At 69.5% G+C, this 14,765-nt stretch carries 9 protein-coding genes; 7 read left to right on the top strand and 2 right to left on the bottom strand.

Going from position 1 to position 14,765, the window contains the following annotated elements; all coding sequences use genetic code 11:
- Window positions 1-189: 189 nt before the first annotated feature.
- Both DEJ33_RS14375 and DEJ33_RS14370 read right to left on the bottom strand, forming a co-directional pair.
- Window positions 190-1,137: an NUDIX domain-containing protein gene (locus tag DEJ33_RS14375; protein WP_111078149.1), complete on the bottom strand. Its 948-nt coding sequence runs from the start codon at window positions 1,135-1,137 to the stop codon at window positions 190-192.
- A complete protein-coding gene (locus DEJ33_RS14370; RefSeq protein WP_111078147.1) occupies window positions 1,134-3,299 on the bottom strand; it encodes an RNA degradosome polyphosphate kinase in 2,166 nt (721 codons plus the stop codon). Before DEJ33_RS14370 ends, DEJ33_RS14375 begins: the two co-directional genes overlap by 4 nt.
- 227 nt (window positions 3,300-3,526) lie before the next feature.
- Here DEJ33_RS14370 and DEJ33_RS14365 point away from each other — a divergent pair, with 227 nt between their 5' ends.
- The 7 genes from DEJ33_RS14365 to DEJ33_RS14335 all read left to right on the top strand — a co-directional run bounded on the left by DEJ33_RS14365 (window position 3,527) and on the right by DEJ33_RS14335 (window position 14,556).
- Window positions 3,527-3,850 carry a hypothetical protein gene (locus tag DEJ33_RS14365; protein ID WP_111195355.1) on the top strand — a complete coding sequence of 108 codons (324 nt, stop codon included), beginning with the start codon at window positions 3,527-3,529 and terminating at the stop codon, window positions 3,848-3,850.
- 190 nt (window positions 3,851-4,040) lie between these two features.
- Window positions 4,041-4,490, top strand: coding sequence for a hypothetical protein (locus DEJ33_RS14360; RefSeq protein ID WP_146242643.1), 450 nt, complete (start codon window positions 4,041-4,043; stop codon window positions 4,488-4,490).
- Between the two features lie 590 nt (window positions 4,491-5,080).
- Entirely contained in the window at window positions 5,081-5,518 is a 438-nt protein-coding gene (locus DEJ33_RS17000; protein ID WP_146242642.1) for a hypothetical protein, read from the top strand.
- Between the two features lie 149 nt (window positions 5,519-5,667).
- Window positions 5,668-5,898, top strand: a complete 231-nt coding sequence (locus DEJ33_RS14350; protein WP_111195353.1) for a hypothetical protein — start codon at window positions 5,668-5,670, stop codon at window positions 5,896-5,898.
- Window positions 5,899-6,064: 166 nt separating this feature from the next.
- The gene (locus tag DEJ33_RS14345) at window positions 6,065-8,866 is read left to right on the top strand and encodes a hypothetical protein (protein ID WP_146242641.1); all 2,802 of its coding nucleotides are present in this window, start codon (window positions 6,065-6,067) and stop codon (window positions 8,864-8,866) included.
- Window positions 8,863-10,224, top strand: a complete 1,362-nt coding sequence (locus tag DEJ33_RS14340; RefSeq protein ID WP_111195351.1) for an ABC transporter substrate-binding protein — start codon at window positions 8,863-8,865, stop codon at window positions 10,222-10,224. Before DEJ33_RS14345 ends, DEJ33_RS14340 begins: the two co-directional genes overlap by 4 nt.
- Window positions 10,225-10,293: 69 nt before the next feature.
- Window positions 10,294-14,556 (top strand): FtsK/SpoIIIE domain-containing protein, encoded by a 4,263-nt coding sequence (locus tag DEJ33_RS14335; protein WP_111195350.1) that lies wholly within the window; start codon window positions 10,294-10,296, stop codon window positions 14,554-14,556.
- The last annotated feature ends 209 nt before the right edge of the window (window positions 14,557-14,765 follow it).

Genomic DNA, 14,765 nt, shown 5'->3' with positions numbered 1-14,765 from the left:
CCGGGATGACGCTCTCCGGTGAACGGGAGGTGAACGCGGGGTTCACCCGGTGCGGGTCGCCGGACACCGGGCAGGATCGGGGCACGCTGCCCACCGAGCGGTGCTGTCGACCGCTGGCGCTGCTGCGCTGCTTGCGCTCTTGCGCTGCTGCGCTGGCTGCGCTGGCGCTGGCTCCCGCGTCGGCTCGGGTCAGGCGCTGACGGTGTTGCGGTGCGTCTCGACGGCGATGAGCTTCCGGCCGGCGATGTGCATCACGGCGAACTCGCCGACGGAGAGCATGGCGGCGCGACGCAGGTCGAACTTCGCCGCGTCGTCCGCGGTGTCCGTCGCGATCCGCGCGACGATGTCGGGCAGGACCGGGCCGTGCGAGCAGAGCACCGCGGTCTTCGCCTTGTCCAGGCGCTTCCGGACGACGCCCTTGACGTCGGCAGTCCCACGCTCGTGGGCATCCTGGCTGATGTCCGGGGTGTCGGACACCCCGACCTTCGTCCGCGCCGACAGGGGTTCCACGGTCGCCAGGCACCGGGCGGCCGTGCTGCTGACGATCTTCTTCGGCCCGAACGCCGCGACCGGAGCCGCAGCCGCCTTCGCCTGCGCGCGGCCGAGGGGGAGGAGCGGACGCGTGGCGTCAGGGCCGTCCCAGTCTGACCCGGGGACCGTCTTGGCGTGCCGCAGGGCGATCAGGGCGAAGGTGTCGTGCTCGTCCGCGGCGGCACGTTCGGCGAACCGGTCGAGGATCGCGACGTCACGTTCGTAGGTGAGCCGGGCGCGGGCGTCGTCGATGGACACCCACTCGACGGCGGCGACCTCGTCGTTCGGGCGGAACTGACCCGCACGCTCGGCCTCCTTGCGGGAGACCCGAGCCGACCAGTAGTGCACGACCTTGTCGCGGCCGCTCGGTAGGACGTACTCCGCTCGGCCGAGGGGAGCGCCGAGGTGCACGCGGTACCCGGTCTCCTCGTCGATCTCGCGCACGGCGGCCTCGGGGATGCTCTCGCCCGGGTCCACCTTGCCCTTGGGGAAGGAGACGTCCTTGTGGTGCTCGCGGTGGATCAGGAGGACGAGCGGCTCGCCGTCCTGTTCGCGCCACACCACGGCGCCGGCCGCGATGACCGGGCCCGACTGCCCACCGCTCACCGAGTGGAACGCTTCCGTGCCGAGATGGTCCGCATGAGGACATTCTGCACGTCGTCGAGTGGGCGTCCGTCGTCGTCCGTCGAGTGGCGGCTCCACTCGCCGTCGGACTCGAGGTGCCAGGAACTGGTCGTCTCGGCCATCGCCAGGTCGAACATCTCCTGCACCTCGGTGATGTGCGCCGGGGTGGTGAGGCGGACGAGGGCCTCGACGCGACGATCGAGGTTGCGGTGCATCATGTCGGCGCTGCCGATGAACACCGCCGGGTCGCCGTCGTTGTGGAACGCGAACGCCCGCGAGTGCTCGAGGTACCGTCCGACCACACTGCGGACCCGGATCGTCTCGCTCACGCCTTCGAGGCCCGGCTTCAAGGAGCAGATCCCCCGGACCCAGATGTCGACCGGAACCCCGGCCTGGCTCGCCAGGTAGAGCGCGTCGATGATCTGCTCATCCACCATCGAGTTGACCTTGATGCGGATGCCCGAGGGCTTCCCGGCGAGGGCGTTCTCCGCCTCGGCCTGGATGCGCTTCACCAGGCCCTTGCGCAGGTGCAGCGGAGCGACGAGGAGACGCTTGAACTTCTTCTCGATCGCGTACCCGGACAGCTCGTTGAACAGCCGAGTCAGGTCCTTGCCGACGGTGTCGTCCGCGGTGAACAACCCCATGTCCTCGTAGATGCGCGAGGTCTTCGGGTTGTAGTTGCCCGTGCCGATGTGGCTGTAGTGCTTGAGTGTCCCGCCTTCCTGCCGGATGACGAGCACCAGCTTCGAGTGCGTCTTCAGCCCGACCAGGCCGTACACGACGTGCACGCCGGCCTTCTCGAGCTTGCGCGCCCACGTGATGTTGTTCTGCTCGTCGAACCGCGCCTTGATCTCGACGAGGGCGAGCACCTGCTTGCCGGCCGCGGCGGCGTCGATCAGGGCCTCCACGATGGGGGAGTCACCCGAGGTGCGGTACAGCGTCTGCTTGATCGCCAGCACGTTCGGGTCTGCGGCGGCCTGCTCGAGGAACGCCTGCACGCTGGTGGCGAAGGACTCGTACGGGTGGTGGACCAGGACGTCCCGAGTGGCGATCGCGCGGAACAGGTCGGGCTTCGTGTTCGGCTCGCCCGGCTGGAACTGCACCGGGGTCGTCGGCACGTGGCGCGGGTAGTGCAGGTCCGGGCGCGGGAGCTTCGCCAGTTCGAACAGTCCGCCGAGGTCGAGCGGCGACGGCAGGCGGTAGACCTCTTGCTCGGTGATGTCGAGTTCGCGGACCAGCAGGTCGAGCGTCACCGCGTCCATGTCCTCGGTGATCTCGAGACGGATCGGCGGACCGAAGCGACGACGGAGGAGTTCACGCTCCAGCGCCTGGATGAGGTTCTCTGCCTCGTCCTCTTCGATCTCGACGTCTTCGTTGCGGGTGATGCGGAACACGTGGTGCTCGAGCACCTCCATCCCCGGGAACAGATCGGGGAGGTGGTTCGCGATCAGGTCCTCGAGCGGGATGAAGCGCAGCCGCCCGGAGTTGTCGTCCGGCAGCTTGATGAAGCGCGGGTAGTTCTGCGGCACCTTGAGGCGCGCGAACTCCTGACGCTGCGACTTCGGGTTCCGCACCCGGACCGCCAAGTTGAGTGACAGGCCGGAGATGTAGGGGAACGGGTGCGCCGGGTCGACCGCGAGCGGCATGAGCACCGGGAAAATCTGCTCGCTGAAGTACTCGCGCATGCGGAGGCGGTCGTCCTCGCCCAGGTCGGACCAGTGCTCGACGTGGATGCCGGCGGCGTCGAGGTCCGGCTTGAGCGACCCGATGAAGGCGTTCGCGTGCCGCTCCTGCAGCTCGTGCGCCTTCATCGCGATGTCGCGCAGGACGTCACTCGGCGCTCGACCGACGTTGGTGGGGACCGCGATGCCGGTGTCGATGCGGCGCTTCAGGCCCGCGACCCGCACCATGAAGAACTCGTCGAGGTTCGAGGCGAAGATCGCGAGGAAGTTCGCCCGCTCGAGCAGCGGCTGCGTCCGGTCCTCACCGAGCTCGAGCACGCGCTGGTTGAAGCGGAGCCAGCTGAGCTCGCGGTCGAAGTACCGGTCGGAGGGCAGCGACTCGTGCTCGATCTCCACGACCTCGTCGAAGTCGTCGAGGTCGTTCGCGACGGAGTCGCCGTCGAGCTGCGGTTCGGTGTCCATGGCCACATCCTGCCACCAGCACCCTGCGCCGGGGGCTGCCCGGGTGGCGCCTGTGGAGACGGGCGGTGAACGGGCGGGGAGTGGAGGACGGTGCGGGTGTCCACAGGCAGCACCGAGCGGGTGGACGAATCGGTATGTTGGTCGGGGTCACAGCCTCCAGGGGGATCCGCTGCGGAGGCTCGTCGACCATCACGACCAGCACCACTTCTCCGGGGGGACGAGCCACCATGGCTGACCAGCTGCACGCCAACACCGATCCGATCGAGTTCGACGACGCGACCGCTGATGCGCTCGGCAGTGCCATGCGCAGCGCAGCCAGTGCGATCGACGGGCAGATCGGAAGCCGTCAGTCGTACGTGTCGACGGCATCGCAGGAGTTCCGCGGCCACTTCTCGGAGCTGTTCACCGAGAACGCGAGCGTCGCGAAGAGCGACGGCACGACCATCTCCGACATGATGCGCACGGTTGCCGGCTGGGTCGACCAGATGAAGACGGCTGCCGCGGAAGAACGCGAACGCCGTCGCCAGGCCCGTGAGTGGCAGGGGCAGTAGGCCGACCGCAACGGGTTCGAGAAGTGGCGGGACGACTTCTTCGGCTGGGGGAACCCTCCGGACATCGAGAACAAGCCCGCGCCTCCCCGGCCCCTCGATCATCAAACTCAGGGACTCTTTCCTGGGTGGTGTGACGCAGGGAGCGGAAGGGCCCAACCGCTGAACAGGGGAAAGAAGTAAGGGAGCAGATATGGATTCCTTCGGACAACCAGCGAAAAGTCTCCGGAATCTGTCAAGACCTGTCAAGTGGGTGATCTCTCTGCTGGTGCTGGCGCTCTTCGCGCTCGTGCTCTTCGTATTCCTGATCGGTCCCACGATGCTCGAGAAGTACGACAGTGCGCACAGAACGACGATCAGTTGCGAGATGACGGCCGCCTACGCCGGGTCGGCTTCAAGTCGATCTTTGAAGGGAGTCGGCACGTCGTCCAACCAGGTCGAGTACCGATCAACCGACTGCGGAACGCTTGTGATGAGCGGAGGGCTCACCACCGAGGCAGCCGAGGAGAAGGCAGCCGAGATCGTGCGCGGTGGGCGTTACAAAGTCAAGATCGGTGCGGGATCTGCGCATCTTCGGGGCTTGTTCCAGGGCATCGGAGTTGCTCCGAACGTCTTTGATGTGCGGGCTGAGACTGACAGATGAGGCCTGTGCGAGAGCGGTACAGCGCGCTCGCTGCAGGGCGGGCATAGGAACAGACGCCATCCACGACGTTTTCGAGTATCGCTGGGGAGCTTGTGCGGCGCCTGACGTCGGCGCGTGTCAGCAGCCGATTCCGCTCGTATTCGTTTTTTTTGCAGCACCGGCAGCGCTGTTCCGGTCTGATCCGGCGGCGACCGTGTCTACGGCAGCTTTCCCGTGGCGTCGATCGGTGCCGCTGGCGGACTGATCTGCATCGTGAGGGTCTTCCACATCTGCCGCGCACGAACCGGCTACTTGAATGGAGTGACATCCGACAATGCTGAAAAGCCTGGGCGTCGTATCGAATGCGATCCTGTTCGATCGCTCTCGATGGGCAAGGGCTCGATCGTACCGCGGGGGCTCTTCGACTTCTTCAATCTGCTGCCCAGGGTCCACAGGACTGATGGCTGGTAGCGATGACGTGCGCCCGAACACGGCTGTCCCGGACGGGTCGAGTGTCAGCACGGAACGCGCGGCGCTTCGTGACGATCCGGACCCTGGCGCTCGCGGATCTCGTTTGTCACTCGTCACCGCGAACAGGATGAGTTGAGTCGGTGAGTCACAGCCTCGCGCACGGTGATTGGCCCCGGATGTCGGAACGCAAAGTCGCAGTGATGACCTTGGGCTGGCTGCTGTCGCTTGCCGTCATTTTCTTGATGTTCGTGATCTGCCCGCTCGCGCTGAGGGCGTACGACCATTCACACCCAAAGACGGTCACCTGTGAAGGTTCCACTGCTGAAGCGACCTCGGTCAGGGTGTCGTCGACCAACCTGTCGAGTACGAGCATCCCGCAGGTCGAAGTCACGACGAAGAGTTGCGGCGTCCTCAACATCCAACGTGGAATCACTGATGAGAACCGCGGTCGTATCGCTGCCTCACTGAAGCCAGGCGACTGGGAACTCGTCGTCGGTGCGAGATCCTTCAACTTCCGTGAGGTGCTGGGACTTCTGCGGGTACAACCGGAGATCGTGAGCTACCGAATGGATCAGTGAGTTGGGGAAGAGGACGCTCTCGAGGCCGGTGGTGGCTCCCTCGAGGTGAGGGCCCTGTTGCGGGTGTTCGGTGCCTCGCCGGAACTCCTCGGATATCGTCGTTCTTGAGTTCGCCGCATGGTCCGCGCAGGCGCGACCGGAGGGACGACATGAGCTTGCTTGACCTGATCGACACCCTGGACCAGCGCGGCGCTGAGGACGCAGCCTCCGACGATCAAATCCACGCGGTTCGGTCCGTCCTCACCCGTGCTCTGGCGCAGGAGCACGAGAGCCCCGTGTCCCGGTCGTTGGTGCGGGAGGCCGGACGGCTGGTCGCGGATTCTTGGCCCGTTCGAAGCGAACTCGGCGCGCTGGTGCTGACCTTCTCGCAATCGGCGTAGCTCGGGTCATGGTGATCACTGCACCGAGGGCCGAACGGCCCGCGAGTCATCGCCGTTGGTCTGTCGCCCGAACGGGGGACCCGGGCGCCTGTGGACAGTCGTCCCTGCGCGACGCAGCCCCGTTAGGATCGAGTTGCTTGTCGGTTCTTGAGGGGGACGGTCGTCAATGTCGTTGCGCATGCTGCATCCAGGGGTACGAACGAGGAACGGCCGCGCGCTCGCCGTGGTCGCGGTGGCAGGTGCTGCTGCGCTGGTGCTCTCGGGGTGCACCTCGTCGGACCGGACGGTCGACAAGCCGTCGCGTGTGCTGCAGACGGTCGACACGAAGCTGGCGGCAGACGGGTCGATCACCGCGATCTCCGACACCGCGATCTCGGTCGGCACGGACGGGTCCTCGTCGGCGGTCACCGAGCACGACACGGCGAAGGCGGCGGCCGACCTGCCGCTCCGCGTGACGACGCAGTACACGACGGCGAAGAAGAGCGGCACTGACCTCGCGGACCTGGCGGGCTACTCCGGCCGGGTCGAGATCGACCTGACCGTCGAGAACCTGACCGTACGGTCCCGCAACCTCACGTACGACGTGGCGGGCGCCTCCCGGACGACTCCGGCTCTCGTCGGTGCGCCCTTCAGCATCGCGGCGTCCACCGTGCTGCTCGGGACGAAGCCCAGCAACATCGTCACCGACACGTCCGACGACGCCACCGCGACGGACGGTGTCGTCAGCGCCAACGGCGACGGCGACGCGGTCGTGCAGTGGGGACGACTCCTCGCGCCGCCGACGTCCGGCGCCAGCACGACCCTGCACCTCGTCGCGAACGTCGACGACTTCGCGGCGCCCTCGTTCGACATGGCTGCGCAGCCGGGCATCTCGACGGACCTCTCTTCGACCGGTGTGGTGGACGCGGCCTTCGGGTCCGACACCGACTCCGAGCTGGCGCTGCAGCGACGGACCATCGACCTCATCTCCCAGGTCAACGAGGTCCTCGCGCGCGCCGGCGGCACGATCACCGAGGTCCGTTCGAACCTCGAGACGACCTCCGCGACCCTCGGTGTCCGCACGGCCGAGCGGCTCAAGGAGAGCAGTTCGTCGCTGGCCAGCACGATGAAGTCGCTCTCGGGTCAGCTCGGCTCGCTCAAGGGCGATCTCGGGTCGACGGTGAGCGGTACCCAGTCCACGGTCCTGCAGCAGTTGCAGGAGACCACCGGCAGCCTCGACGCGCTCCTCGGTGACACCTCTGCGACCGCGCCGACGCCGGCGATCGACGGCAACGGCTGCGCTGCAGAACCGCAGCAGGCTGCCGGTGGCGCCAGTGTCTACGGCAACCTGCTGCGCGTGTCCGCTCAGCTCGCCGGGTACGCGGATGCGAGCGAGGCCTGCAAGCAGCAGGTCAGTGCTCAGCTGGCGTCGTCGGTCGGGCCGGAGAAGCCGGACGCGACGAACTGTGCACTGCCGTCGAACAAGTCGTCCCTGACATGTGCGCTCTTCGCGTCGTCGACGACGATCACGCAGGCGCTCACCGGTCTCGTGAGCACTGGCAATGCGCTCGCCGAGAGCCTCAAGCCGGAGTTCGCGGCTGGCGCCCTCAAGAGCTACGGAGAAGTCAGCGACGATGTGAGCGAGATCACCGCGAAGCTCACGACACTCGGAAGTGACTCCACTGCTACCTCCGGTCAGACGAAGGCCGCCCTGAACGGGTTACGCGACAGCGTCGCCACTACTGAGCAAGGCATTGGCGACGTGCGCGCGGAAGTGGAGGCGGTGCACGACAAGGCGGTAGCGGCTCGCAAATTGATCGGCGACGTGGGCGTTGGCGGTACTTCGATGCAAGCCCAGAACTCGGCGCTCGCGACTCGAATCTGCCAGTTCATCGCCTTCCAGGACCCGACTGGTCTCTTCCCCACCTCCCCGGGTCTCACGGAAGCGCAGGCGAATGAGCTGCGCTCCTACTTGATGAGCACCCCTTGCGATGCTGGGGGCGATGGGACCCAGCCGAAGCCCTTGACGCCGCCCTTCCCGTATGCCTCGCCGATGGAAGCTCGCCTTGCCGATCAGGCCAATGCTTGGGACTCGGTCATCAACGCAACGGACCTCGAGCGAACGGCTGATGGCATTGGGCCAGCGATGGTGGCCCTGCAGAACGACGTGAACGCGGTGAAGAGGCTGCTCGGCACAGTCGACGATGCGCTGAAGGCCGGTGATGGGACGGTCCAGGACTCGGTCCAGGACCTGCAGCCGATCCTCAAGAAGCTCGCCGATTCCGACGCGGCGGTGAAGTCCAGCCTCGAGGGTGTGGTGACCCAGCAGAACAACCTGGGGACGGAGATCAAGGCGAAGTTCGCTAACGCGGAGGCCGCGACGAAGCAGCAGATCGACGCCCTCATCGACCAGCAAGTCCGCGACGTCTCGGCGCAGGCCACCACGAGCAACGCGGCGGTCATCAAGGCGTTCGACCAGTCCGTCGCCGGCCTCCGCTCCACCTCGAAGGACGTGACGGCGGGCGCCAAGGGCACGATCGACGGCCAGAAGGGCAAGCTCGAGCGTGAGAACGCCGCCCTGGCGAGCGCCGTCGACGAGCAGACGAAGCAGAGCCTCGCCCGGATCGACGCGAGCACGACGGCGTCGACCCGCGACGTCGAGGGCGCGAGCACGCTGCTGACCGGCGATCTCAACCGCGTGATGCTCGACCTGGGAGACCGCAAGGTCAACGGCTCCGGCATCCTCGGCGCGATGGCGACGAGCGCGGCGAAGTCCGACTCCGCCGACTACCAGCTGGCCCTCGCATCGCAGAACGCTGCCGGGTACGCCAACGTCCGGGCCGAGGACGTGGCGGGGATCCTGCTGCAGCAGGAGCAGTTCCGGGCCTCGCTCGATGCCGCGACCGCCCTGCCCGCGTTCCGGATGGACGTGCCGAAGGGTGCGACCTCCACCACGCTGTACGCCTTCACCATCGGAGCGGCACGATGACGCACCAGGCCGTCGAGGACTCGCGGGACGCTCGCGGGCCGCGGCAGCCCCTCGTCATCGTTGCCCTGGCGGTCCTCGTCATCGCCGTGGTGCTGGCCGTGGTGGTCTTCGTGATCGACCGCAACACCCCGGCTGCCGAAGCCGTCCCGGCGACGGTCCCGGTGCCGATCCGGGTGGCGCACGTGCCCGACGGCACGAAGATCGGCGTCGTCGTGACGCTCGGCGACGGCGAGGGGTCCGAGTGGGACGAAGCCGCGCAGGGAGCCCTCGTGGCGGCGAAGCGTCTGACCCTCGGTGGGACCGACGTGGAACTCGTCACCCGGAACGACGGCGGCAGCGCGGGCGGAGCGAAGCGCGCCGTCGAGCAGCTCGTCGACAGCGGCGTGGCCGGCATCGTCGTCGCCTCCTCCGGAGCGCACGTCTCGGGCGCGCTCGACGCGGCATCCGACGCTGGCGTCCCCGTGGTGCTCCCGTACGCCGACGGCGGGGACGGGTCCTGGTCGACCGCACCCTCCCGGGCCTCGGTCAGCGCGGCGATGCAACGTGCGATCCGCGGCGCTGACTCCCCGCTGCTCGTGGACCTGGGCGGCGGTGCTCCGTCCGGCATCCGGTTCGCCCACGTGATGGACGCCGACGACGCGGCAGACGACGCTGCGCTCGCGACGACCGTGGCCCAGCGGACCGGTGCTGCCCCGACGACCACCGCGACGTCGGACGTGACCGCCGACACGACGGACACCGAGGCCACGAAGCCCGACTCCGACGCGGTCGTGGTGAGCGGTCCGGCGGCACGGCAGGGGGCGTTCGTCGCGGCGCTGCAGTCCGCCGACGTCACCGTCCCGGTCGTGCTCACCCCCGATGCGACGAGCCCGGCGTTCGGCACCGCCCTCGCCGCGGCGAACGGCAGCCTGTCGGGCACCTTCGTCTCGACGGGGGTCGCGACGGACGATGCACGCGCGTTGACCTCCGACGCCCAGGGCCGTTCGATGTCCGCGTTCCTCGGCGGCGTCCGGATCCTGTCCGATGACGCGGAAGCGCAGAACCTCACGGCCGACCAGCCGTTCAGCGCGGTCGCATGGGCGGCCGACTCACGGAGCCACGACGCGGTCGTCGCGCTCGTTCGCGCCGTCGGTGCCGCACGCAGCGACGAGCCGTCGGCAGTCGCTGACGCACTCTCGACGCTGCGCCTCGATGCGTCGGACGGCCTCGCCGGTCCGGCACTCGACTTCCGGCAGCAGCAGGCCCTCCGCGCCGACGCGACCGTGCTCGCGGCCTCTTCGCAGACGCTCGGGCTGCGTCCGGCGACGACCGAGCAGACCGCATCGCTCGTCTGGTTCCAGGACTCGACGGCCCGCTGACCCACCGGGCCAGCGGGACCGACGCGGACGAGCAACACCCCACCACCCCACGGACGAGGAGGAGCGCGCATGCGTCTGCTGATCGAGCTCGACGACCGACGTGAAGCGGTGGAGGTCGACGGCTGGGCGAACGCCAGCTGCCTGGGTGAGCTGGTCGAGTCGGCGACGGGCCTGGCGCTGGAACCCGGCACGACCCTCGCGGTCGACGGGCACCGAACGAGCGTCGACACGCCCCTCCGTGACCTGGTCCTGCTCGAAGGCTCACGCATCGCCCGCACCCCCGAGGAGCGCCCGCAGCTGGTCGACGGGTGGACGGTCACCCTGGCGGGAGGCCTCGTCACCGGCGCGGTGGTGTCCGTCCCGCGGTCCCGGAGGCTCGTGGTCGGCCGCGCCCCGCAGGCCGACCTGGTCCTGCCCACCGAGAGCGCCTCGTGGGAGCACTGCACGCTCGAGCTCGAGGAGGACGGCGTCCGGATCCGTGACGCCGGTTCGACGAACGGCACCGTGGTGGCAGGGGAGCGCATCGACGAGGACGGCGTCCTGGTCGAGGTCGGCACGAGCGTCATCGTCGGCGGCGCGGTCCTGCTCGTCCGCCCGGACCTGCACGAAACGCCGGTGCCTGCGCCCGGGTCCCTGCCGAACCTGACCCCGGCGGCGACAGCTCCCTTCAACCGTCCGCCGCGCCCCGGACGCAACACCACGGTCGAGCCGGTGTCCCCGCCGACGAAGCGCGACGTGCCGCCCGCGTCGAAGTTCAGCTGGATCACGGTCGCGGCTCCGCTGGTGCTGGCCGGGGCGATGGTGCTCCTGCTCGGAGACGCCCGGTTCGCGCTCTTCGCCCTCCTCAGCCCGGTGACGGCGATCGGCATGTGGTTCGAGCAGAAGCACCGGCGGGCGCGGAACCTCAAGGAAGAGGACGAGCGCTTCGCCGAGGCGGTCCGCGGCTTCAGCGGCGAGATCACCGCGGCCGCCGCCATCGAGGCAGCGCGCCGGCAGGAACTCGTGCCGGACCCGGCGAGCGTCGTGCGGCGTGCGCTCCTGCCGGCCACGACGCTCTGGCAGCGTCGGGCCGACGACGTGGACTTCCTCAGCCTGCACGCCGGCACGGGTGACGCACCGTGGCGGCCGGAACTGGACTCGCGCGCGACGCAGACGAAGCTCGAGGACGACGCGAAGGCCGCGATCGAGTCGAGCAAGCTCACCGCCGCGCCCGTCGTCGCCGACCTGAGCGACGCCGGGGTGGTCGGGATCGTGGGTGACCGTGAGGGCGCCCTCGCACTTGCCCGCAGCCTCCTGGTCCAGGCGACCGTGCACTGCGGACCCGCCGACCTGACCGTCGGCGTCTTCTGCGACCGGGGCCGCGAGGACGACTGGTCCTGGGCCTCCTGGCTGCCGCACGCCCGCGTGGCGGGCAGCAGCACCGGCCAGCGGTGGATGTCGGCGCAGCGTGACCAGGGCGCCGCGGTGCTCCGCGGCCTGCGCGAGTCCATCGACGAGCTGCCGACCCCGGAGCTCCTCGTCCTCATCGACTCCGAGGTCCTCACCGAGGGTCGCGACGCCCCGGCCCGCAGCCTGCTCGGGCACGGCCGGAGCGCGCTCGGACAGGTGCGCCGTCCGGGCGAGCGTCCGCGCCGGGTGAGCGGGATCGTCATCGCGACGAACGAGCAGCAGCTCCCCGCGGCCTGCACCACGATCATCACGGTCAGCGCGGACGCCGCGGCGACCGTCTACCGCCCCGAGGACCGGACCCGCGTCGAGGACGTCGTGCTCGCCGGGCTGTCGCCCGAGGCCGCCGAGCTCTGCGCCCGCCACGTCGCCCACTTCGACGACCCCGAGCTCCTGGTGCCGGGAGCGTCGCTGCCAGCGCTCGTCCGGCTCCCCGACCTGCTCACCGGCGCCGACACCACCGAAGCGCTCTCCGGCGCAGCCGCGATCCGGGCCGCCTGGGAGGCCCGCACCGGCTTCTCGACGCCCATCGGCTCGTCCGAGAGCGGCGTCCTCGAGATCGACCTGGTCCGCGACGGCCCACACGGCCTGGTGGGTGGCACGACGGGTTCCGGCAAGAGCGAGTTCCTGCGGTCCTTCGTGGCCGGCCTCGCCGCCCGCAACGACCCGACGCGCCTGAACTTCCTGCTCGTCGACTTCAAGGGCGGTGCCGCCTTCGCCGCCTGTGAGCGACTGCCGCACACGATCGGCACGATCAGCAACCTCGACGAGCAGCTCGCCGACCGGGCGATCCGTGCCCTCGAAGCCGAACTCGGTCGTCGCCAGCGGGTGTTCGCCGCCGCGGGTGCGGACATCGACAACCTCGACGCGTACCTGGCGACGAAGCCGGCGGAGCCGATGCCCCGACTGCTCTTCGTGGTGGACGAGTTCGCGATGCTGGCGAAGGACTTCCCGGACGTCCTCACCTCGCTCGTGGCGATCGCCGCGGTCGGTCGCACCCTCGGCGTCCACATGATCCTCGCGACCCAGCGACCGGCCGGTGTCGTCAGCGAGGACATCCTCGCCAACACGAACATGCGTGTCGCACTCCGCGTGCAGAGCCGCGAAGACTCCACGAACGTCATCGGCGTCCCCTCGGCAGCCGGCATCGGCCGCCAGCAGACCGGTCGCGCCTACGTGAAGCTCGGGCAGGACGACATCACACCGGTGCAGACCGCGCTGGTCACCGGCCGCGCTCGCGACCTCCGCGCCGAGCAGCCGGTCACTGTGCGCCCGACCGACGTCTTCGGCGTGCCGGCTCCGGTGGCCTTCGCCGCTCCGGCCGCCTCCGACCTGACCGACCTCGACGTCCTCATCGATGCCATCTCGGCTGCGAACGACGAGGCCGGGTACGGCCCGCCCCGTCCGATCTGGCCGGAGGCCCTGGGCGCGTCCGTCCCGCTCGACACGCTGGTCCCCGCCGACAGCCCTGCAGGCACGCCGAGCACGGTCCCGGTCGCCCTCGCCGACGACCCGGACAACCAGCGGCAGGTCACCACCGGCTGGGACCGCAGCGAGGGCAACCTCATGCTCATGGGCATCCCCGGCAGTGGGACGAGCACCGCGCTGGCGTCGATCGCACTGCAGCTCGCACGGACCACGAGCCCTGAGGACCTCGACCTCCTGGTGCTCGACATGGGCGCCGGCGACCTGGCCCCGCTCGCCGACCTGCCGCACACCAGCGCGTACGTCGGCTCCGGCGCGGGCGCGGGTGAGCTGCAGGCCCGGATGCTCCGCTACCTGCGGACCGAACTCGATCGTCGCCGGGCTGCCCCGGGCGGCCGCCGCGCGGTCGTCCTGCTCGACGGCCTCGCCGCGCTCCGTGACGAGTACCAGGACTTCGAGGGCCAGCAACTCCTCGACGCCCTCTACCGCGTGTACGCCGAGGGGCCCGCGCTCGGCATCTCGTTCGCGGTCTCGACCACCCGTGCGAAGGCCGTCCCGTCCGCCATGGACGAGGTCACGACACAGAAGTGGCTCTTCCGCCTCGCCGACCCGTACGACTACGCGACGATCGGCGTCCGCCCGAAGGACGTCCCGCCGCCGGTCCCGGGCCGCTTCATCGACTCGGTCAGCAAGCTGCAGTCCCACGTCGGCACCCCGGGCGGGACCCTGGCGGAGGCCGTCCTCGCCGTCGCCGAGCGTTGGCCCGGTGCGGCGCCGAAGGCCAGCGCCGTCGGTCGCCTCCCCGGAGCGGTGTCGGTCGCAGACCTCGGTGTCCCCGCCCGCTTCGACACCGAACCGTGGCAGATGCCGATCGGGATCGCGGAGGACGACCTCGGGACCGCCGTCCTCGAGGTGTACGACGGCGAGCACGTCCTGGTCGCCGGCCCGGCACGTTCCGGCAAGTCGTCGGTCCTCCTCGCCCTGGCTGAGTCGGCGCGCAACACAAAGGGCGTCCGACCGTCGGTGTGGGCGATCTGCGACCGTCGCTCACCCCTGGCGACCGGCTCGTTCGACCGCATCGCCGTCGGGGCGGACGAGGTCCCGGCGCTCCTCGCGGGCATCCGCCTCGAGCGCGGCCCGGTCCTGCTGCTCATCGACGACGCCGAACGGTTCGACGACGGCGACCAGAGCATCGCGTCGCTGCTGTCGACCGAGCGTCCCGGCCTCTGCGTCGTGGCATCCGGCCGGTCCGCCGACCTCCGTTCGATGTACAGCCACTGGACGCGGGCGGTCCGGAAGTCCCGGTGCGGGGTGCTCCTGCAGCCGGACGTCGACTACGACGGCGAGCTCCTCGGCGTGACCCTGCCGCGCCGATCGCCGGTGGCACTGACCGTCGGCCGTGGGTACGCCGCCTCGGGAGGCGCGGTCCGCCTCGTACAGACCGCCTCCGCCGCCCGCTGACCGCCGGTCCGCGGCTCGCCTGCGCCTGCCCAGGGGCGCCGGTTCGGTACGCGAAAGCGACAGATCTGCGCCGGAACTCCGCGCTGATCTGTCGCTTTCGCGGGGCGGACCGCCGGCCGGCGGCGGCTCGCCCGCGCACGTCCACGGGTGCCGGTTCAGTGTGCGAAAGCGACAGTTCTGCGCCGACAGTCCGCGCTGATCTGTCGCTT

The organism is Curtobacterium sp. MCPF17_047, from assembly GCF_003234045.1.
In the GTDB taxonomy this organism is placed as follows: Bacteria; Actinomycetota; Actinomycetes; order Actinomycetales; family Microbacteriaceae; genus Curtobacterium.
The sequence above is the reverse complement of the archived record's forward strand: the minus strand, read 5'-3'. Positions and strand labels throughout refer to the sequence as shown.

Excerpts from the sequence above, each read along its gene's own strand:
- DEJ33_RS14365 (WP_111195355.1), top strand. The coding sequence starts at position 3,527 with ATGGCTGACCAGCTGCACGCCAACACCGATCCGATCGAGTTCGACGAC.
- DEJ33_RS14370 (WP_111078147.1), bottom strand. The coding sequence starts at position 3,299 with ATGGACACCGAACCGCAGCTCGACGGCGACTCCGTCGCGAACGACCTC.
- DEJ33_RS14345 (WP_146242641.1), top strand. The coding sequence starts at position 6,065 with ATGTCGTTGCGCATGCTGCATCCAGGGGTACGAACGAGGAACGGCCGC.
- DEJ33_RS14360 (WP_146242643.1), top strand. The coding sequence starts at position 4,041 with ATGGATTCCTTCGGACAACCAGCGAAAAGTCTCCGGAATCTGTCAAGA.
- DEJ33_RS14350 (WP_111195353.1), top strand. The coding sequence starts at position 5,668 with ATGAGCTTGCTTGACCTGATCGACACCCTGGACCAGCGCGGCGCTGAG.
- DEJ33_RS14340 (WP_111195351.1), top strand. The coding sequence starts at position 8,863 with ATGACGCACCAGGCCGTCGAGGACTCGCGGGACGCTCGCGGGCCGCGG.
- DEJ33_RS14335 (WP_111195350.1), top strand. The coding sequence starts at position 10,294 with ATGCGTCTGCTGATCGAGCTCGACGACCGACGTGAAGCGGTGGAGGTC.